17 protein-coding genes and 2 pseudogenes are annotated in these 20,919 nt (G+C 53.1%); 5 read left to right on the forward strand and 14 right to left on the reverse strand.

The window, feature by feature from the left end:
* Positions 1–201: hypothetical protein (locus NE623_RS14955; protein WP_370866762.1), on the forward strand; the 201-nt coding region annotated here is incomplete at its 5' end.
* On the opposite strand, the gene NE623_RS13740 is transcribed toward NE623_RS14955, so the two are convergent.
* The 8 genes from NE623_RS13740 to NE623_RS13770 all read right to left on the reverse strand — a co-directional run bounded on the left by NE623_RS13740 (position 187) and on the right by NE623_RS13770 (position 10,398).
* Complete coding sequence (locus NE623_RS13740) at positions 187–726, reverse strand: transposase (RefSeq protein WP_370866763.1); 540 nt, start codon at positions 724–726, stop codon at positions 187–189. The two genes, NE623_RS14955 and NE623_RS13740, sit on opposite strands and share 15 nt — an antisense overlap.
* Complete coding sequence (locus NE623_RS14960) at positions 719–877, reverse strand: hypothetical protein (RefSeq protein ID WP_370866765.1); 159 nt, start codon at positions 875–877, stop codon at positions 719–721. Before NE623_RS14960 ends, NE623_RS13740 begins: the two co-directional genes overlap by 8 nt.
* A 2-nt stretch (positions 878–879) precedes the next feature.
* Positions 880–1,224, reverse strand: coding sequence for a transposase (locus tag NE623_RS13745; protein WP_256273373.1), 345 nt, complete (start codon positions 1,222–1,224; stop codon positions 880–882).
* A gap of 210 nt (positions 1,225–1,434) precedes the next feature.
* The gene (locus NE623_RS13750) at positions 1,435–4,077 is read right to left on the reverse strand and encodes an alpha-L-rhamnosidase (RefSeq protein ID WP_256273372.1); all 2,643 of its coding nucleotides are present in this window, start codon (positions 4,075–4,077) and stop codon (positions 1,435–1,437) included.
* Positions 4,078–4,093: 16 nt separating this feature from the next.
* Positions 4,094–5,185: an alpha/beta hydrolase gene (locus NE623_RS13755; RefSeq protein ID WP_256273371.1), complete on the reverse strand. Its 1,092-nt coding sequence runs from the start codon at positions 5,183–5,185 to the stop codon at positions 4,094–4,096.
* Positions 5,186–5,235: 50 nt separating this feature from the next.
* Positions 5,236–8,031: an alpha-L-rhamnosidase gene (locus tag NE623_RS13760; protein ID WP_256273370.1), complete on the reverse strand. Its 2,796-nt coding sequence runs from the start codon at positions 8,029–8,031 to the stop codon at positions 5,236–5,238.
* A 6-nt stretch (positions 8,032–8,037) separates the two neighbouring features.
* On the reverse strand, positions 8,038–9,387 hold the full coding sequence (locus NE623_RS13765; protein ID WP_256273369.1) for an MFS transporter: 1,350 nt from the start codon (positions 9,385–9,387) through the stop codon (positions 8,038–8,040).
* Between the two features lie 30 nt (positions 9,388–9,417).
* Positions 9,418–10,398 (reverse strand): alpha/beta hydrolase, encoded by a 981-nt coding sequence (locus tag NE623_RS13770; protein WP_256273368.1) that lies wholly within the window; start codon positions 10,396–10,398, stop codon positions 9,418–9,420.
* A 267-nt stretch (positions 10,399–10,665) separates the two neighbouring features.
* Between NE623_RS13770 and NE623_RS13775 the strand changes: the two genes are divergently transcribed.
* Complete coding sequence (locus tag NE623_RS13775; RefSeq protein ID WP_256273367.1) at positions 10,666–11,691, forward strand: AraC family transcriptional regulator; 1,026 nt, start codon at positions 10,666–10,668, stop codon at positions 11,689–11,691.
* Positions 11,692–11,785: 94 nt separating this feature from the next.
* On the forward strand, positions 11,786–12,499 hold the full coding sequence (locus NE623_RS13780) for a hypothetical protein (protein ID WP_256273376.1): 714 nt from the start codon (positions 11,786–11,788) through the stop codon (positions 12,497–12,499).
* A 154-nt stretch (positions 12,500–12,653) separates the two neighbouring features.
* Here NE623_RS13780 and NE623_RS13785 read toward each other — a convergent pair whose 3' ends face one another.
* Positions 12,654–13,013, reverse strand: a complete 360-nt coding sequence (locus tag NE623_RS13785) for a LytTR family DNA-binding domain-containing protein (protein WP_256273375.1) — start codon at positions 13,011–13,013, stop codon at positions 12,654–12,656.
* A gap of 27 nt (positions 13,014–13,040) precedes the next feature.
* Positions 13,041–13,274 (reverse strand): annotated as a pseudogene (locus NE623_RS13790) (response regulator); the annotation flags it as partial.
* A gap of 350 nt (positions 13,275–13,624) precedes the next feature.
* On the opposite strand from NE623_RS13790, the pseudogene NE623_RS13795 reads away from it, so the two are divergent.
* Positions 13,625–14,864, forward strand: a pseudogene (locus NE623_RS13795) (6-phosphofructokinase).
* A gap of 262 nt (positions 14,865–15,126) precedes the next feature.
* Here NE623_RS13795 and NE623_RS14965 read toward each other — a convergent pair.
* The 4 genes from NE623_RS14965 to NE623_RS13815 form a co-directional block, all read right to left on the reverse strand.
* The gene (locus tag NE623_RS14965) at positions 15,127–15,960 is read right to left on the reverse strand and encodes a DUF5597 domain-containing protein (RefSeq protein WP_256273365.1); all 834 of its coding nucleotides are present in this window, start codon (positions 15,958–15,960) and stop codon (positions 15,127–15,129) included.
* On the reverse strand, positions 15,957–16,370 hold the full coding sequence (locus NE623_RS13805; protein ID WP_256273364.1) for a hypothetical protein: 414 nt from the start codon (positions 16,368–16,370) through the stop codon (positions 15,957–15,959). The genes NE623_RS14965 and NE623_RS13805 overlap by 4 nt, the downstream gene beginning before the upstream one ends.
* 55 nt (positions 16,371–16,425) lie before the next feature.
* A complete protein-coding gene (locus NE623_RS13810) occupies positions 16,426–17,100 on the reverse strand; it encodes an alpha-L-rhamnosidase C-terminal domain-containing protein (protein WP_256273374.1) in 675 nt (224 codons plus the stop codon).
* A gap of 160 nt (positions 17,101–17,260) precedes the next feature.
* Positions 17,261–20,239, reverse strand: a complete 2,979-nt coding sequence (locus NE623_RS13815) for a glycosyl hydrolase (protein WP_256273362.1) — start codon at positions 20,237–20,239, stop codon at positions 17,261–17,263.
* 413 nt (positions 20,240–20,652) lie between these two features.
* Between NE623_RS13815 and NE623_RS13820 the strand changes: the two genes are divergently transcribed.
* Positions 20,653–20,838, forward strand: coding sequence for a hypothetical protein (locus tag NE623_RS13820; RefSeq protein WP_256273360.1), 186 nt, complete (start codon positions 20,653–20,655; stop codon positions 20,836–20,838).
* Positions 20,839–20,919 lie beyond the last annotated feature (81 nt).

The following is a 20,919-nucleotide window of genomic DNA, read 5'->3' on the forward strand; positions in this document are numbered from 1 at the left end:
CAGCCTATTCTTTTGCAAGCTATGCCGATTGCTGCCACAATCATCACCTGCCAAGGCCGAAGGCGATTTTTCCTATGTACGGACTGGATTGTTTTGAATCATATCTGCCATATAGGAGTTCTTCTTTCATTCTTGCCCACATCGCTTCACAGCGTGCATTATCGTGGCACCTTCCACCAGCACTATTCATACTCTGAATGATCCCGTAGTGCTGGAGTTCTGCACGGTAAGGGCCGCTCGTATATTGGCTCCCGCGGTCAGAATTATACCGAATTCGGTATAATCAGAATGAATGATCGCTCCACGGATACCGGGATAAGTAATACAGGCATTCTTTATTGTGGATACACACAGTTCTGCCTTCATGTTGTCCGACATTGCTAATCCAATCACTCCCAGGTCATAGCAGTCAAAAATGGCAGAAACATAGAGTTTTCCATCTTTAGCAGGTATTTCCGTTATATCTGTTACGCATTTTTCCAACGGCTTTTCTGCTGTGAAGTTCCGTTTGAAAAGATCTTCAGATTTCCGTGCCTCCCGGTCTGCCTTTGTGATCCCGTTGGGTTTCCGTTTTGACCTGTGTACCAACCCGATCTCTCCCATGATTCGGTAAACCGTCCTTTCACTGGGGATATCATCCTCCGGATACCTTAGCTTTAGCGCCTGGTACATCCGGCAGCGACCATAGGTATCGTTACATTCATCCTCAGCCACAATCTCACGCATTTTTTTTAGCAATCCCCTCATATTTCCATGGCATATCCTTATGTTTCAGATACCAGTAAAATCCTTGTCTTGTCACACCGAGGGCATCACAATAAAAAGCGATCTTTCCCTTGACCATGCCGCCTTCTGTCTTGATGTCGATAACTTTCATCCTTAGTGTTTTGCTGACTTCCGACGGCTCGCTGCGAAAAAAGCGCTTGCCTCTGCAAGAAACTCATTTTCCTCTTTTAAGCGGGCGATCTCTTTTGCCTGCTCTCTGTTTTGCTGTCTGAGTTTCTGCACCTCTTCTGTAAGGCTCATGGCTGTATCTGGTGTCTGTGTCCCTGGCCCCAGATCCAATCTGGCGTCTTTGGCGCGTTTATTCCATCCGTAGAGCGTGTCGATGTTGACTCCTAACTCTTTTGCAGCCTTGCTGAAACCAATCTCTCTACCCAGCTTTACTGCCTGAATCTTGAACTCATTGTCATAAACTTTTTTTGTGCCATTTTTGACCTCCATTTTCACTTCTTTTTTTATAAATCCGTGAAGTAGAAGTGTCAAGTATTATGATACAACATCATTCTGCTCAGAAACAGGAACGGGAAATGGAAAAATGCAAAATAAAATAAAATCCGCAGTTTTTAAGAGAACCGACCAGGCTATCGTCAATGCTATCCCCGGGACATCTGTATCTGACCGTTCTTCTCTGACAGCATCCCGTTTCTGTCCTCACATCATGCATTCAAATTCATATGTCCCGCTGCCCGCTTCCCGGGAAGTTCCATCCGGCAGGCGTACAAGGGCTGTCGTATTGCAGGGGATCTCCGCCTTCATATGGAAGTGTCCGTCCTCCGTCCTCCACTCCACTCCGATCCGCCCGTATTCACTCATATAGGTTCTCTTCGCGTTGGCAAAGGCATCCGTCACCTCCGGAGCGATCACTATCTTTTTAAATCCCGGCGCGGCCATGTCAATCCCACAGATCTTGCGGAACATCCAATCGTCCACACAGCCGAAAGCGTAATGGTTAAAACTTGTCGCCAGAGGCTCTCCGTCCGGTTTGTAAGAAATATAACTCTCCCAGATAGTGGTTGCCCCCTGCTTTACCTCATAAAGCCAGGAAGGGCATTTCTCCTGCAGCAAAAGGGTAACTGCTTTGTCTGTCCGCCCGATTTTGCAGAGGGCGTCCAGAAGATAGGGCGTGGCAAGGAAACCCGTATCCAGACAGTCTCCATTTTCCTCTATCTTTGTCAGCAGACGTTCCGCCATCTTTTCTCTCTGGCTGTCTGAAGCCAGATCAAAAGCGATGGCAAGCACATATCCTCCCATAAAATCCACCGGCAGAGATCCGTCCTCCCGGATCACGCCTTTCTGAATCGCCGCTTTCATCTTATCCGCAATGTCGCGGTAATACTCCTCGTCTTCCCCACGTCCCAGCAGAGCCGCGGTTTCCGCCATAATCCTGCAGGAATTCCATCCGAAAAACGGCGTACAGTAGACGGAAGAATTCAACGGTTTTGAGAAACTGGCGTCCCCGCCATTCCCTGACTGGCTGGGAATCAGCCATTCGCCGTACTGAAAACCTGTATTCCACAGATATCTGTCGATCTCCCGCGGCAATTTGTTCTTCCCCTTTCGGGTCTCCGCAGTGGTGATAATATAGTCGCACCAGGCCTTCATGGAATCATACTGCTCCCGCAGAATTCTCCTGTTCCCGGTAATTTCATACATGCTCCAGGGCACCATGCAGGCTGCGTCTCCCCATCCTGCCGCTCCCACCGGTCCGCGGTTGCCGCAGGTAATCTGGTTGATTTTCGCCAGCAGCCGATACAGACCAACAAAGGGAACAACCACCGGAACCGCTCCGTTTTTATGCTGGTCGCAGGCGAGATTCTGCAGCCATCGCGTCAGAAACGGCGTGGTATTTTCGTTGAGCAGGGAGGTTCGGGCGTAAATCTGAATATCTCCTGTCCATCCCGCCTTTTCCCTCTGGGGACAGTCCGTAGGAATCGAGACCATGTTGGATCGCTGCGACCATCTGGTATTCTCATAAAGCCGGTTAATCATTTCATTGGACGTCTCGAAGGTTCCCAGGTCCTCATTGTCCGTAGACCATACCACCGCCGTGAAATCTTCCGCCCTGACCGGGACATCGCAGGTCACTCTCACGTACCGGAATCCGTGGTAAGTAAAATGAGGCGTATACCGCTGAGGTTTCCCCGCGGAAAGAAAGACATCCTTCTGATGGTGTCCCGAGGCGTCGCTCCCTAAAATGGTATTGACATAATTTCCGTCCCGGTCCGTCTCCTCAAAATGGTCCAGGGTCAGTCTGGTCCCGGCGGAAAAATCCGTCCTGACTCTCAGCACTCCTGCCAGAGTCTGACCGAAATCCAGAATGGTTTCTCCCTTCGGGCTTTTGTACAGATTGACCGGCGGCAGTTCCCGCACCGGCCGCACCGGTTCTCCATACTGGGCCTTTAAATGCCCAAAAGATTCCGATTCCATCAGAACGCCGCGTTTCCATTCGCTGTCGTTAAATCCAGCGCAGTCCCAGCCGTCCTGTTCCATTCCGGCATCGTAAAACTCGCCGGCAAACAGATCCGAAGATCGAACCGGACTCTCTCCCACCCTGATCTTATCGTCTGAAACAATATCCTCAGAGGTTCCGTCCTCATACTCCAGGCGAATCTGAAACAGTACCGCGCGATGGGGACGAAATTTTCTGCCGGGAGGTTTAAAATAACCGCAGTTATACCAGCCGTCCCCCACCAGCATACCGATCGCATTTGTTCCGGCGCGCAGCAGAGACGAAATATCGTAGGTCTGGTAACACAGGTATTTCTCATAAACCGTAAATTCCGGCGCCAGTTCCCTGTCGTCCGGCCGTATTCCGTTCACGCTCAGCTGGTAAGCGCCGTGACAGGTGGCGTAAACCCTGGCTCTCTTTAACTCCTTCTGCACAGAAAACTCTCTGCGGAAATATTCCGCCGGATTCTGTCCGCCGTTACCTTTTTTTGCTTTTTTCATCGGACGGGGAGAGCGGACCCACTGAGCCCGCCACTCCCCGTTCATAAATCCGGTTTCAAAAACGGAATCTGCCGAAGCAGAATGTCCGGCATTGTCCGTCACCTCCACCGACCACATGTAATCCGTCAGACTGTCCAGCGCCTTTCCCTCATAATCCACAAACGCGCTCTGGTCGCTTTTTACCACACCCGAATCCCAGGCTTCTCCACGGTCGCTCCAGACTCTGATGCGATAGGTTTCCTGCATCACGTTCTGGCCTTCGCTGACAATGACCCAGGAGAAATACGGCGGCTGGTCTACACACGGCCTGTTCTGACTGTTTGCCCTTAATCTGACCAGTTCCATTTCTTCGCCCTTTTTCCTATCTGTGAGCCTCCCAGAAATCCACCGCTTCCTGCAGCCAGTTCTTCGCGACGGTCTCTGTTCCAAGGCCGAAACCGTGACCGAGATGATCATACACCCGGATTGACACATTTTCCTCTCCCAGCGTTTCTGTCAGCGCCGGTATCTTTTCCTCTATCATCCCGAAACCATAGGGATCCTCACGTCCCACGACGGAAAACACCGCCAGTCCCCGGTCCATCGGCAGCGGCTCCACATTCCAGTCCAGACCGTAAATAGGAAAGATCGCCGTCGGTCTCGGAAGTTCATGCTTATGGCAGCTGTCGGCATAGTGGGCGAAAGCGTATGAGGTGGTCATCATTCCGCCCGCTGAAAATCCGAAAATCGCGAAATCCTCCATATTGATGTTCAACTGTTCCTGATGATCGTTCAGGTAACGTACCGCCTGCACCAGTTCCCGGCAGGCCTGCTCTGCCTGCTTGACCTGTTCTGTCTGCCCCAGCTGTTTTCCGATGGGATAACTGAGCACCAGCACCGAATATCCCCGTCTGTGGAGTTCCATTGCCACCGGATACCCTTCGCAGTCCGTCACATTGCTGATAAAACCGCCGCCGGGAACTACGATCGCCAGAGGCTTCCCTTCCTCTCCCTGATAAAACATGCCGGTAAGATGGCTCTTATAGGGATCCTTTTCCACATCCTCTTCCGGATAAAGATCCGAAAGCAGCCAGGCCCTGCCCTGCTGCACCTGAGCGGTCAGATAATTGAAAGACTCCAAAGAACTTTCCAACTGTTCCTCTCTGCCCTGCGCCTTCATAAAAGCGCTATAACTTGCCGGGGCGATGGATTTGAGCACGTTATCCTCCGCGTTAAAAAACATATGCTTATAGCCGCCGAACACCGGATGCTGCATAAGAAATGCCATACTGTCATCTGCCGTCGCCTGGCGGAACGTTCCGTCCCCGTTGTAATATGACTCTTTTTTCACTTGCGGAAATCTCCCCAGCCCGAGCAGGGCCGGCAGAAACATCGCCTTGCTGCGGTACACGTAAAAAGTCAATCCCGCAGCCGCAAGGATCAGAACCAAAAGGATCACAGCCAATATTTTCAATATTTTAAATCTTCCTTCCTCCAGATATTTTCCCCAAGAATGTCTCTTATCTAAAACTTCGCCAGCGCCGCGTCCAGCATCTGAAACTGCTCCTCATCGCCTCCGCCGCCGAACACCTCTGCGACGGTGCGCAGAGACATGGGATAGGCCGTGTCCGGAATCATATCCACCTCGATCAGAGTCGACAGAAACGCCCGGACAGCGGGATGATTCAGAAGTTCCTCCATGCTTGACTCTGTGCTGTAGGTCTTCTTCAGCTGCTCCGAAGCAGGATACTCCGCCCGGTAAGAACCGGCCTTCACATGGCAGACGCCGTCTCGCACGGAAGCGAACAACGGATTGGACTCATCCAGATACACACTGGTATCGGCATAGGGCAGCTGCACCTCCGCCTCCGCGCCGAAGGGCACTTCCAGCGAAACCCGAATCCGGTTATCGTCCAGAATCTCCCAGCCGCACCGGTACGTTCCGCTGGCGGAATCATAAACTGCCTCCGCGCTCTTTACGTCCGCGTGAACCTTCGGGGCGATACGCACCGTTTTCGCTCCCGGCGCATTTTCCCTCACGTCAATGCCGCCCACATGGCGGAACATCCACTCCAGAATCGCCCCGTAGGCGTAATGGTTAAAACTGTTCATCCCCGTGCTGGAAACTTTTCCGTCCTCCCCAAGGGAATTCCAGCGCTCCCAGATCGTGGTGGCTCCCAGTTTCACCTCCCGGAGCCAGCCCGGATATTCCTCGTTTAAAAGCAGACGGTAAGCCGCGTCCGTCATTCCATTATCGGTCAGGACATTGCACAGAAGAGGCGTTCCCACAAATCCGGTATTCAGTTTATTCCCGCTGTCCCTCAGCAGTTTCTTCAGCATCTGCCGGGTTTTTTCCTCATCCGAAGAGATATGATATTTCAGAGCCAGCAGGAGTCCTGTCTGGGTTTTTACGGCGCAGCGGCCGGTGGACGTAAAGTATTCGCGTCTTACCTCCTGCCACTGCCGGTCCGCAAGCGCCCGGTATTCTCCGGCCTCTTCCTTCCTGCCCAGAATATCCGCCGCCTTTGCCACAATGTCCGCGCTGGCCGCATAGTAAACGTCCGCCACATACCCCTCGTCGGTGGCGCCGTAGGCATTGCCCTCGGAGGCTCCCGCCCGGTCCAGCGCAAGCCAGTCGCCGTAATGGAACATTTGGCGCCAGCCGTGATGTTCGCCGTCCACCGTCCGTATGTAGTCCACCCAATCCTTCATGCTGTCAAACTGATCCTCCAGGATCGACACATCTCCGCTGAACACATATACGTTCCAGGGGATAATGCAGGCCGCGTCGCCCCAGGCGCAGGAACATTTCGTCTGCCCATAGACAGGCACGGTCTCCGGTACCATTCCGTTCAGATCCTTCTGCTCCTGATACAGGTCAAACAGATACTTTTTATAGAACGCGTAAGTATCCGCGAGATAGCAGGCTGTGGCGGAAAACACCTGGGTATCTCCGGTCCACCCCATCCGCTCATCCCTCTGGGGGCAGTCGGTGGGCACGTCCAGGAAATTCCCTCTCATTCCCCACTCCACGTTGGAGATCAATCTGTTCACCAGTTCGTGTCCCGTCCGCAGGGACCCTGCCGTTTCGTAATCGCTGCAGAGCACCAGCGCAGTAAAGTCGTCAACGCTCAGTTCCTCCACGCCGCTGACCTTCACGTAGCGATATCCGTAATACGTAAAATGAGGCTGGATTTCCTTTTCCGTTCCATCTGATATGTAAATATATTCGGATTTTGCAGTCCTTAAATTTTCATTGTAAAAACAGCCGTCCTGCAGCACCTCCCCGGTCTGGATCCGAACCTGCGCCCCTCTTTTTGCCCGAACCCGGAGCCGGAAGGATCCGGTGATCTCCTGGCCCAGATCAAAGACCAGTTCTCCCTTGGGCGTGCGGATCAGTTCCACAGGCGTTCTCTCCTGCTGCACCTTCACCGGAAGGGACAGGCGCTCCATCAGTTTTCCCCCGGGCGGATCCGCCGCAACAGCCTGCTCCGGCTCCCTGTCTTCCTGGGTATCGTCCCTGTGTTCCCCATCGTAAAGATTGGAAAAAGTGAGACGGCTTCTCGTCACCGTCCAGGTTTCATCCGTCCCGATGATCTCCTGCGTTCCATCGGCGTAATCCAGGCGGATCTCCGCGATCAGTTTCCACTCGTCCCCGTACCAGCCGCCTTTTCCTTCGCTGTTTAAGCCAAAACGGCCCTTATACCAGCCGTTTCCCAGGAGGACGGACAAAGTGCCGCCCTCCGAGATCTGCCGCGTGATATCATAGGTCTGATACTGAATCCACCGCTTGTAATCATTGCAGTAGGGAGTCAGGTACTCTTCCCCGATCCTCTGAGGACTGCCGTCCTCCTTTGGAGTGATATACGCTTCATACAGCCCCAGACCGGAAATGTAAAGACGCGCTCCTGTCACCTGCTTTTCCGGTATGATCTCTCTGGAAAAAACCGGATGTCTCGGTTCCGCGCTGTCACAGGTAATCCATTTCCCCTTCCAGGGTTCCTCCATTTTTGCCGTTTCAAAAAACTGAGTCTCCGACGTGATGATCTCGTCTGCATCCGTAGCCACGGTTACCTTCCAGTAATATCTGCTGCAAGGCTTCATTTTCAGGCTGAGCCTTGCAGCCCGGCTGTCCAGATCCGCCTCTCCAGTATCGCAGACCGTTTTCTCAAAGGATGCATCCTCCGCCACAACAATCCTGGCCCACTTCTGCTCTTTTCCCCGACAGTCCTTTACCTTCCATGAGAAGACCGTCCGTTCCATGAGAAATCCCATCGGATTGGTCATGTGATTGATTTTTGCCGCGTAAATTTTCCCCATGCTGCTTTATTCCTGCTTTCCTTCTGCAAGGCTGGCGTGCATCTCCTCTACCGCCTTCTTATCCAGCGTATACTGCGTTCCGAAAAGAATCGCTCCCAATCCGGTCAGAATCATCGGCAGAATCAATACGCATAAGATAATTCCCGTATTGATGCTCTCCGGCTGCTGAACCGATCCCTCCACAAATCCGAAGGCAGCCAGCACATAGCCGGGGATCGCCCCGCCCAGTCCCTGGGCAACCTTTGTGATAAAGGACGTCAGAGAGGCAATGGCGGCCTCTGCGCGCTTTCCGGTTTTATACTGCACATAAGTGGTATTGTCCGCCTGGATACTGGTATTCAGAGGCTGCAGGCATCCTCCCGCTATACCGCCGCACAGGGAACTGATATAAATCAGCGTCATGGACCTCACATCAATCAGACGGAGCGCGGTAAAGATAATGGAAATGACAATACACAGCAGGTAAACGTTTTTCTTTCCCATCCGGTTCGCCAGGATCGGTCCCAGAAAAATGCCGATCAGCGCCGCCACCAGCGAGATAGCCGTCACACCCGACGCCAGCGTCAGGTCACCCATGACATAAGTGTAGAAGAACGTGCCCGCGCCGCCGGCAATGGTGCTTCCGGTTCCTGCCACCAACGCCAGGATAAAGAACGACCACACAGGTTTATACCGCAGGAAGGAAACCAGTTCTTTCAGGCTGTATTTTTCTTCCTTCTTTCCTTCGAACCCTACCCTCTCCTTGACAAACGTTACTCCGACAAGGGAGAGAACCAGAACCATTGCCATGGAGCCGAAGATCAGGATGTAGTAATTTTCCAGGGTGGCTTCCGCTACGATCAGAGGAGACACAACGCCCAGCACAGCGGCTCCCGCCATGGTTCCCAGAGCGGCAAACAGGGACAGGCTGTTTCTCTCCTTGCTGTCTGCACTCATAACCGGAACCAGGCTGTTCTTGGAAATGTCCATGATATCGAACGTCCAGCCCAGGAGCAGATAGGTGACATAGACGATGGCGTATTTTCCCACCGGACTCCAGGCCGCGCCGAACCACAGCAATATGTAGTTAATAACGCAGATGATCGTCCCGAGAACCAGCATAGGACGGAACTTGCCTCTCTTCGTCACGGGGAATCTGTCCATGATAAATCCCATAACCGGGTCGCTGACTCCATCCACCACCTTTGAAATCAGGAACAGAGTGGACAGGCCCATAGGATCCAGCCCCACCACCGTCGTGTAATAAATCAGGAAATACGCTGACAGCAATGTCATCAGGGGAATATTGCCGGCGTACACCATGAATAATCCCAGTTTCTCTGACAGTCGTACTTTTTGATTGTTTTTCGTGTTCATTTGTCAACCTCCTTAATATCACTATTTTTCCTACCGATGTTTTTCCCAGAATGCAACCGCCTCCGGCAGCCAGCCTTCCGCGGCCGTGCCGTCTCCCAGTCCAAAACCGTGGCCCAGTTTATCATACATGATGATATCCACATTCTCTTCTCCCAGTTCTTCTTTCAGATAGGGGATCTTATCCTCCACTGCCGCAAATCCGGTAGGATCGTCGCGCCCCACTCTGGAAAATACCGCCAGTCCCTTATCCTCGTCGTGAACCCGAATCTCCCAGTGCAGGCCGTAAATGGGAAAGATCGCCGCCGGTCTGGGAAGGCGATATCTGTGACAGCAATCGTTGTAATCAGAAAAAGCGTAAGCTGTCGTCATCAATCCCCCTGCCGAAAAACCAAACATGGAGAACCCATCCATCGTATAGCCGTATTCTTTCTGATGGTCTATCAGCCATCGTACCGCCGGAATCACATCCCTTGCTGCCTCCTCTCCCTTCGCCTGATGTTCGGTCTGATGCAGTTCTTTGTTTACGCGATAGACGAGAACAAAAGCGCTGTACCCTCTTCTGTGCAGTTCCATCGCGATCGGAATTGCTTCCACGTAAGAAGCCACGCCGGCAAAACCTCCTCCGGCAATGACTACAGCCAGGGGCTTTCCGGCTTTCCCCTGGTATAACAGACCTCGCGTCTTTTCTTTCTCCGGATCCTTTTTTCTTTCGCTCTCCGGATAGAGCCCGCTGATAAAGTGAACGTTTCCCCTGGCTCTCTGCTCTACAAGATAATTAAATCCCTCCGTAACGTTCATCGCCTGCTGTCCCATGCCCGCCAGACGCAGCATATTTTCTATCGTCATGCCGGAAATCGCGTAGAGTTCCTTTGGAGAACCGTTCTTCATAAAGTACTCCGGATGCCCTTCCCAGACAGGATGCTGGATGAAAAATGCCAGTTTGTCGTCCAGCGCCGCTCTTCGATAGCCGCCGGCGTCATCATAATACGCCGAATCCCTGATCTTTGGCATATGTTTCATTCCAATGAGAGCAGGCCAAAAAAAACCTTTATATTTCCCCGTTGCGTCTCTCCTCCCTTCGCTTTTATGACCTGATTATAAATGATGTTTCCTTCGGTTTCATCAACCATACTTTACACATTTACCGACGAAACTTCATCTTTTTCTTGACGGGGCAGGGGAAACATTTTATAGTGAAAGCAGAAAGTTTTTACGGGCAGGCCCGTGAAAGAAAAGGCGTTTCTGCAGCGACCGCAGGAAAATCGAGGAGGCAGCGATATGAACAAACACGGCCTGGATCAGTATCTTCGCAGACTGACGCCGGAGGAGGAAGAACACCTCTCCGGAATCCATATGGACTATTCCGCCATGCCTGTGGCAGGCTATGACCGCGGACAGCCCTGCTACCGTTTTGTATATGATCCGCAGACATATATCAGCACCGCCGCGAAAAAAAACATTCTGGTGGAATACTATAATTTCTCCGTGATCAAACAGGACCGCTTCGAGGAGGTTCCTCTCCATGTGCACGATTGGCTGGAACTGAATTATGTTTACTCCGGCTCCTGCTCCTTATATGTGAACAGGACGGATATCACCCTGTCGCAGGGACAGATGGTCCTGATCAACACGGACGCTCCCCATGCGGTATCCCGCTGCGAAGAGAACGATATTCTGATCAATTTCCTGATTTCCAGAGAATACCTGAATGCAGCCTTTTTCGAGCGCATCGGAAAGGACAATTATCTCTCCGCCTTTTTTATCGAAGCGCTGAACAACCAGGCCGCCCACAATAATTATCTGGTATTCCGCCCGCAGAAAAATAACCGGCTGGCAGATTTTGCCACCCAGTTTCTCTGTGAATATTATGCGCCCTCCATCGCCGCGAGCCACATGCTGGACAGCCTGATGACGCTGATTGTCTGTGAACTGATCAACGTTTTCGAGCATTCCCTGGTCTCAACGGAGACCGGAAACAATACGATTTTCCCCATTGTCCGCTATATTGAAAACAACTATCAGCGCTGCACGCTGGAATCCACCGCAGAATTTTTCCACATGAACCCCAACTATCTGTCCACCTATATCCGGAAGCACACCGGCTCCTCCTTCAAGGAAATGATTCAGACTCAGCGGCTGCAGCAGGCCGCCCGGCTTCTGCGCAACACCGGTATGGCTGTCAACGACATCTGCTACCATGTGGGATATTCCAACACCAGTTTCTTTTTCCAGAAATTCAGGGAAAAATACGGCTGCACCCCAAAAGAGTATCGGCAGAAGCACGGGCTGTACGCGAAGGAGTAGTTCCTCTCCTCCTTATTCCTGTTTCATGATCTTTCCGTTTTCCAGACGGATCACGCAATCCGCCGCCTTCATCAATTCCTCATTGTGGGCCGCCATGATCGTCGTGCGTCCTTCCATCAGTTTTTTCAGCGAGAAAATGGTATCGTGGGCGGACTCCGCATCCAGATTGACGGTTGATTGGACAGACCCGGAGGTCCGGAAGAAAGCAAATCCCTCTCTCGGTATTACGGTAGGCATCGACAAGGTGCAGGCCGCTTGCGAATCGGCGCAGCAAAATCCCGCCGAGGAGAACGCTTTCAGGCAGCTGCGTCTTAACCAATGGGTCAAGCAGACGTCTACTTATGTAGGTGTATATACCGAAGAACTATATAATCTGCTTCTTCGAAATGCCAGAGAAGCTCGTGAAATCAGAAAATCCCTTCGCAGCATTGAAAAACAACTTGCCGCAGTTGGATATTCAGAAGACGAGCTTTCTGTTGATGTCGTAAACAACATCGCATTTGCACGTGCCAATATGAAAATGAATATCTATGATCAGGCTGTTTTAGAGGGTGTTGCTACATCGTTCCCACAGACAGAAGAAATCATAGAAAACGGCAAAGTTTCCGGTATGACTGCAACTGATGTACAGAAGATTTTGAATCTGAAACATGCATGGGAGTTTATTCTGGACCGAGATGTCGTTGCCAGCCGTTCCACAATTTCTCCCATTCCACTGATCAGAACAAACAGAACGCCTACATGCCAGAACCGCCTCTTCCACTCCTCCTTCAGCGCGAAAAACACCACGCACAGCATCACGCCGTAAGAGGTAATCGAAGACGGGATGTCGGATACGCAGGCAAGCAGTACGCACACCCCGGCTCCGACCATCTGCAGCCAGGGCATCCGCGTTTTCAGATCAAAGCAGGCGTAAGCTCCCAGATGATACAGAATCAGTTCCTCCAAATATCCCCACAATACTACTGCCATACTCCCATCCTCCCCCTGTATTTCAGTTTGAAATCAATGTACGCCCGCCGGACTTCCTCACGCCTGCGCCGGGCGATCCTGAATTTCTGACCCTCCAGAACAAAAGCATCCCCTTCTTCCTTCTCGACATAGGCCATGTTGACGACTGTGCCCCGATCAATCCGCACAAACAGTCTCTCATCCAGAAGCTCCAGCATTTTCTCCAGGCTGGTTTCCCGCCGGTACATTCTATCTGCGGTATAAATCCGCACGTACCCGTCATAGGAGAGAATATAGCGGATCTCCTTCTGCCTCAGAGCCAATTTTCGGTTCTCAAAATAAGCTTCAATGACTCCCTCTCCCAGCCACATGTTGGACGCCTCCGCCAACGCCTCGGCGATCTCCTCCTCATCAAAGGGTTTCGTCACAAAGCGCACTGCCCGGATCACATAGCCTTCCTTGAATCTTTCCCACTCTCCGCTGGCGATAATGATCCGGCAGCCCGGATTTTGTCGCAGAATTTCCTTTCCCACGTCGATCCCGTCCATCTGCGGCATCCTAAGATCCAGGAACACGATATCATAATTCTCGATCTCCCGAAGCAGCGACGCGCCGGAGGTAAAGATCCGTACCTGAGAACCTTCCGCTGCTTCGCCGCCAGAATTTCATCATCACAAATGGCTATCCTCATCCTTCGCTCCCCCAAAAAACGATGTTTTTCTGTCATTATACCCCATCCGTATTTTCAGAACAACCGGAAACAAAGCCCCCGGCGGAAGGACAAAACACAGCCCCGTTTTTTACATACCTATGTCTCTCTTTTTTTTATGGATTCTCCCCCGCCACTGTGATAAGATAAGCGGGATGCGGAAAATGCTTTCCCCGCCGGCGCGGCTGCCGCTCCGGGCGCGGAAAACCACAGAACCGTTGGCTCACAGGCTGCCAGCGCTACGCATAATCAAAACCAAACGGAGGATTTACCATGCAAAGAAATATCATCATCGGCCAGTCCGGCGGCCCCACCGCCGTCATCAATTCCAGCCTTGCCGGCGTTTTCAAGACGGCAAAGGACCGGGGCGCCGGGAAAATATACGGAATGCGCTACGGCATCCACGGCCTTCTGGAACATAAATATGTAGATCTCTCGGAACACATCCGCTCGGATCTGGACATCGACCTTTTGAAGCGAACCCCTTCGTCCTTCCTCGGGAGCTGCCGCTACAAACTCCCCGAAATCAAGGAAGATCACAAAATTTACGAGCAGATCTTCTCCCTCCTTCAGAAGCTCGAGATCGAAGCTTTCTTTTACATCGGCGGAAATGATTCCATGGACACCATTCAGAAGCTCTCGGATTACGGCCACCTGATCGGCAGCGACATCCGCTTCATGGGTGTGCCAAAAACCATCGACAACGATCTGTCCTGTACCGACCACACGCCGGGCTACGGCAGCGCCGCCAAATTCATTGCCGCTACTGCCAAGGAAATCATACGGGACGGTCTGGTCTACGACATTCCTTCCGTTACCATTATGGAAATCATGGGACGAAACGGCCGGATGGCTGACAGGAGCGGCGGCTCTCGCCAAGGGCGAGGACTGCGAAGGTGTGGATCTGATCTGTCTTCCGGAGGTACCCTTTGATCCCGATGCCTTCCTCTCCCGGGTAAAGGATCTGCTGCAGGAAAAGAAATCTGTCGTCATCGCCGTCTCGGAAGGCATTACCACGGCGGACGGCAAATATGTCTTTGAACTGGCGGAATCCGATTCGGAAACAAGCGCAGGCGCTGTCGATGCTTTCGGGCACAAGCAGCTGTCCGGCGTCGGAAAATTCCTGGCGGACCTGATCGCGGAAAAACTCGCGGTAAAAACCCGGGCCATCGAACTGAACACCCTGCAGCGCTGCGCCGCGTACATGACTTCCCGGGTGGATGTGACAGAGGCTTTCCAGGTCGGCGGAGCCGCTGTCAAAGCGGCCTTCGAGGGAGAATCCGGCAAAGTTGCCGTTTTAGAGCGGATTTCCGAGGATCCCTATCTCTGCATTACCGGATGCGAGGACGTTCACAAGATTGCCAATAAGGAAAAGAAAGTTCCACGAAACTGGATCTCGGAAGACGGCATGAACGTAACCGAAGAACTGATTCACTATATCCGCCCGCTGATCCAGGCGGAGCTTTCCCCCATGATGGTGGACGGCCTCCCCCGGCATCTGATTCTGCGGTAATCCTGCGCCGATCCTGAATCGGCTGCGCGCTGGTTCTGGGCTGGATCTGTATCGGTTGCGCGTCGATCCTGTGCTGATTCTGCATCGGTTGCGCGCCGTCCCTGCGTTCTCAACAGAATCTCCGGTTTCCTCACGAATTCCGGAGATTTCTTTGTTTCAGGCTGACTTTTTCCGGTTCTTCTACTTCTTCTAAAAAAGGACCCTGCCAACCACAAATCGTCCGGCAGGATCCTTGTACGCTTTACTTCTTACGCCCTCTTTTCTACTTATAGGAGAACAGCTTGATCTTCAGCAGTGTAGGCTCGCCGAAATTCATAGAGGCGGACTCGTCTCCGTTAAGCCTTCTGGTCATAACCCACTTGCCGTCCTCGAAGTACCCTTCCTCCAGAGCCAGCAGATCCACATTGGGTTTCTCCGGATCAGCGGAAAACGGCGCCAGCATACAGGCGTTGGCGATCAGATAGAAGGTATCCTCGCTCACCTGCAGCGCCAGACACACGCCGTCCTTTCTTTGAATGATCGGCAGATCGAACAGCACCATAAATCCATAGGAGCCGAACATCATCCTATTCTTGTCCGGCACTTCGGTAATAACGGCCTGCAGCCGGTCTGTGCCGTAGGCGTCCGCCAGCATGGACATCATGGCTGCGAGAGTCTGATTGTACCAGCGGTACTCCTCCACATTCTGCGGTGTCTGGAGCAGCGGATCCGAGGTGTCCACGCCAAAGAGGTAGCTTTGGGTTCCGGAAAATTCCTGTCCCATATCCTCAAAGCCGAAAGGCGCAAAGCAGATCGCGTGATGGTGGCCCACCGTGTAAACCAGGCGCGGCCCCACATGGCTGTGGGTCGCAGTCTCCGGAATGAACAGCGGATTTCCCATCTTGGTGTAGGCATCACAGATCTCACAGAAATTCTGCACATAGATATCCGGCGCGATGACGTCGATGGCCGGCGCCGCAAACTTCCACACCTCCATCATTCTCGCCACCGGGCCTCCGGAGGGATATTTTCCGGGCTTCTCGCCCTTGTCCAGCCAGCAGTTTGCCGTCATGGGCAGATCGTAGACCGCTTTTCCGGCCTCCGCTACTCTGTTCACATAGGAGGCCACATGATAGGCGGAAAAGAATAGTAATGCCGCAGTTCCTGCCGCTGGCAGACAGAGAGATCGCTTTTTTTCACCGTCTCCTCCCACACCGTTTCCCGGTCTCCCGTCAGATACGGGCCGATATGGAGGAAACACGCGGTCTCATCCCCCGCGTCCTGACCCGGAAGACGCAGGCAGATGTAATGTACCCCAAAGACATCTCTGATAAAATACAGAGTGTCTTCCTCCAGCAGATCTGCCATCATCTTCAGATCCGCGCCGGAATCCCGCCGGATCCCCAGCGCTCTGCGCAGCCCCAGATCAAACTCTGTCTCTTCCGGATCCCCGGTGCGAAGCCGTATGACCTGGATGCCGAAAATCTTCATCTGTTCCTCCAGCTGACGGATCACATCCATTTCCATGACACATCCCTCCTTTCCTTCAGCCTACCGCATTTGCCCGGAAAATACCAGTTTTTTAACGCGCCCCCTTCATCCGCTCAACAATCTCCTCCAGTCTCCTCCCGGAATCGGGCGCCATGGCCGCCAGTTCGCTGAGGGTTTTGCCTTGCAGATAGGCAGACATCGGCCCTTCCAATATCTCCGGCATACAGCATCTGATCGCGTCCGTTCCTCCCGGCTGTTCCAGGATTTCCGCTACGGTGGAATTCATCGAAACGGGGGAACGGTCCAGCCTGGTGACCGTTCCGTATTCAAAATGATATCGTCCGGACCCCACGCGGATCTCCTCCTCCCGTTCCGGCAATTCCAGGATCGCCGTAGTGTTGGCCGGAATTTCCACATCCACCGTGATTTTCTCGTCCCGGCAGGAAATTCTGCTTGCCACCGTCCCGTACATGGATTCATAGCGGGCCTCCACCTCCGTCAGGCCGCGGGTCAGCGTCGGGCTGATCAGAATCTCCTTATATCCCGGTCTGATCAGATTGATGCCTGCCACTTTCCGGTACAGCCAGTCGCCGATGGTCCCGTAGGCATAGTGATTCAGAGAATTCATGCCGGAAGCGTCAAAACTGCCGTCCGGCAAGATGGAATCCCATCTCTCCCAGATCGTTGTCGCCCCCCCAGAGGATGTTTCGCATACTCCACCGTGATCTCCGTTATCTCCAGTTTGCTTCTGTCCATCTGTCTCAATCCCTCCTCCATATTCCGTATTTTCATTTTATCGGACCATGCGTTTTCTCTTTAGGATGGCTTTTTCCCATAACAGGACAATTTTTTGCTGTCCTCTGTCAGATGGCGCCGAAACATTCTCAGAATTCAACGGGCGGCCTTTGTCAGGCCGCCCGCGCAATTTATCTTTCTCCCTTATAAAACAGTACCGACACTTTGCCGGTCATCCCGTAATCCCTCCACAGCGCCGGACGCGTCATCAGGGCCACGATCGCGGAAAGATCCGGTCCCGGCGCGGCGTCTTCCGACGCATTTTCGCCGGCCGACATTCCGGCCGCCATAGCCTCTTCCATTGCTCCATTGCCATTGTTGGCTCCCATCATCCGGGCCACGGTATTCGGGAAGGTGGTGTCATAGTATCCGCCGGCTTTCAGACAGTTGTTCAGCGAACTGGATACCTCCACCACGAGTTCATTCCTGCCGGCGCGCAGCAGATTGCCGATTTCCACCGTCCGTCTGTTGATATTGTACGCCGGCGCTTTTCTCCCGTTGACGTAGACCGCCGCCGTCTCACCGTTCGTGGAACCGATACACAGCCTCGCTCCATCTCCTTCTCTCCATTCTTCCGGAAGTTCGATCACCGTTCTGTAATACCCGATTCCCGATACCTCCTTACCTACGGCCGGAATGTCCTTCCATGGGATCAATTCCGTCTCCCCGGCATCGATCATCGTCTTCTTCGTCTCATAGTACACTTCCCTGGTCACGATGCCCGCCCGGCGTTCTTCCGAGATTTCCCTTTTCTCTCCCGCCGTCCAGCTTTCCACCTGCAGATTCCAGCGCGGCAGTTCTCTCTCCGCGTATATGGTCTCCTCCGGAAGCGTCTCCGGTTTCTCCGTCCTGTCAAAGATCAGCATCGTCGCCTCTCCGGGATTCAGCGCGAGGGATACCGCTGTGCCGCCCTCGTATTCCGTCCCGGAAATTTCCCTGATCTCACCTGTCCAGCAGTCCGCTTCGTAGGGTCTTCCGCCTCCCTCTACGCAGAGCGATACCTTCGAAACGGTCTGTCGTGTATACTGCATGTCATAGACCAAGACATAACGTCGATCTCCGTCCTCTCTCATGCAGGTCAGGATCTGCGGATTCGGCTCCAAAAAGGCCGCGCGCGGCTTCACTCCCATTTTTTCCAGGCAGGCGACGACGCCTGTCTGGCCATCCATCTCCATCACGCCCGGAAATTCCTTGATCTCGGAGACAATCTCCCTCAGTTTTTCATCCGATTCCATAACGTACGGCGTCCGGGAAGCCGCTTTTTTATGAAACGTGCATCCTCCCAGCGGCAGATTCTCCTCTGTCACGCCGTTGACAAAGAGGATCTTCTGCCCTTCCCCGGCCAGACGGAGGAGTTTTTTCGCGGAGGAGAGAGGCATTTCCTCCTGATACACGATCAGCGCCTGATATCCGGGGCCCTCCGGACACAATGAGGCGCCGTCCGTGACAACGAAGTCCTCTTCCAGGATCTGCGGAGCAAAATAATCCCAGGTATATCCCGCTGCCTGCAGACCGATGTCCTTCCAGTAGAGGCCCTCACAGCCTCTCATCCCCTTTTCACTGTAAAACGCCTCCTCGCCATCCGGTGCAAAGACCGCGTTATTGTAATGGTAATCCAGCCGGAGAATCCCCAGGTCCATTCGGGGAATTCCCGCCCTCAGCAGTTTCTGAAATCTGCCCAGCATGCAGGTCCAGTCCCTGTAGTGCCGATATGCGGGCTGACGGCACCCGAACCTCTCGGAAATCAGGGGATACATGCCCTCGTGTCCCGGCCAGTACGTCGCCTCTTCCGATCCGCAGATGCTGGCGTATCCGTGAAAAACGGTTTTGGACACCCCTGCCGCAAACTGGGAGAAACAGATCTGATTATAGAAATCCAACGGCATCATATAATTCAGAAGCGTCGCCCCCGTCTCACTGGAAAAGATCCTGCCGTACAGATGGGCGGTCCCCGCCAGTCCCCTGTGGCTTTCCACCTGGGAGCCAAACTCCAGGGACTCGGTTTCCACTCCATCCACATATCTGCCGGGAAGCGAGATCTCAAAGGGCATCCCATAGGAAATTTCCGCCCGCAGTTCCATTCCCAGCCCGTGCAGCCATTCCCGGACAGGGCACAGCATATTTTCCATATACAGTTCCGTCATGGTCTGATACAGGTCGTTGTGAAATTTGTTCAGAAATACCGTATCCTCCAGGGTACAGCGATATTCATCCCGCCCGGGCATACCCCCTTTTCTGCGGATGACGAAGGGAAGATAGCGCTCAATACCGTACCCCCTCCTCCTGCGAAACTCTTCATTCAGATGATATCCCCATAACTGTCTGCACGCCCCGAACGCGGTCAGTTCCAGGGAGTCCATATACATCATTCCCCTGCCGCTCTCCCTGAGGGTCTTCCTCAGATCTTCCGTCATCACCTCATGATCCCAATAGTCGATCAGCGCCTCCGCCCCATAGCGGTCCAGATAATTGACGGTATAGGAAATCCCGCAGGAAGGCCTGGCCGTCTGCCCGGTTCCATGCAGCCAGAACACAAAAAGTTCATACGTTCCGTCCGCCGGAGCGGTCCAGTCCAGCTGTCCCTCCGCGACGAGATCCGTCAGCACCGTTGTCTCCGGATCCAGGCAGACACAACCGTCCTTTTCCCACATCCGTCTGGCCGCTACCACTGCCACCAGTTCCTGCGCCTCCACATGCTCTGTCTGAATTTCGCATTTCGGCAATGCGCCGCAGAATCGTTCCCCCGCTTCCAACGGTATGATCACACAGTCCAGTTCCTTGGAAGCGGCGCGGTCATCCGGCGTGATGGACGTCAGATTCGCGTTCGACCAGTTGGTACCGCTGGTCATGCTGATCCCCAGTCCCCGCTTCGCCGCCTCTCCGATCAAAAGCCGGGAATCATGCACCCACTCTTCCGATCCCCATCCGTAAAGTTTTGGATCCGCTCCCGGTTCCTCCATCGCCAGAAACTCCACCGCGCCCATGCCCATCTCATCCAGCATTTCCATCTCGCGGCGCAGCGTTCCGTCCGTATGCATTCCCTCCGCGAGCCACCATCGTATCTCCGGCCGATACTTCTTTTCCGGTTCTTCCATAAAATATCTGATCATCTGTTTTTCCTCCTTTGTCCCTCTATTTTATCCTCTCCGAAAACGCTCTTCATCAACCAAACTTCACTGAATTGCGGACGAAACTTCAGGTCGTTTCCGGCCGCCGGACCGCCCCTGATCTCTTCCCGGTCTTCGGAGCATACCGGCCTTTCTTGCCAGCCGTTTTCTCTGTGGCGCCGTGCACCGGATTCCGCCCCAGGCGGAGAATCCTGCGCCGCCGGATGCTTTCTTGTTCATCCTGGGATAATTTCCATGTTTTCTATTGTTAAATTTGCATAAATTTCAGAAATTACTATTTTTTGATCAAATGGTATAATAAAAAAGGGCACTGAAAAACTTCCATTTCTTCTTAAGTGGAAGTTTTTCTTTTATATTATTTTCAATTCTTTGTTTAGAAAAATTACAAAAAAGCTATGGTTTACTCCATAGCCAGCTCCTCTAATCTTACCCAAGCAGCTACGCTGGACACCGCCCTGCTCGAAGTCAAGCAGCAAATCGAAAAAGCCCTGCGCCAGTACAAGAACCCACCCATTCCCACCAAACAGGAACAGATCGTAGTGCCAACCAACAGCGTGCTGGTACTCGTCAAAGCAGGTTGACCGCCCCTATTTTTACCTGCCAACTCCGCAAAATTTATCCACAAAAAGCGCCCGGACGGTTGAAAAGTTCAACCGTCCGGG

Origin of the sequence: Gemmiger formicilis, from assembly GCF_024462815.1 — a bacterium.
Classification (GTDB): Bacteria; Bacillota; Clostridia; order Oscillospirales; family Ruminococcaceae; genus Gemmiger.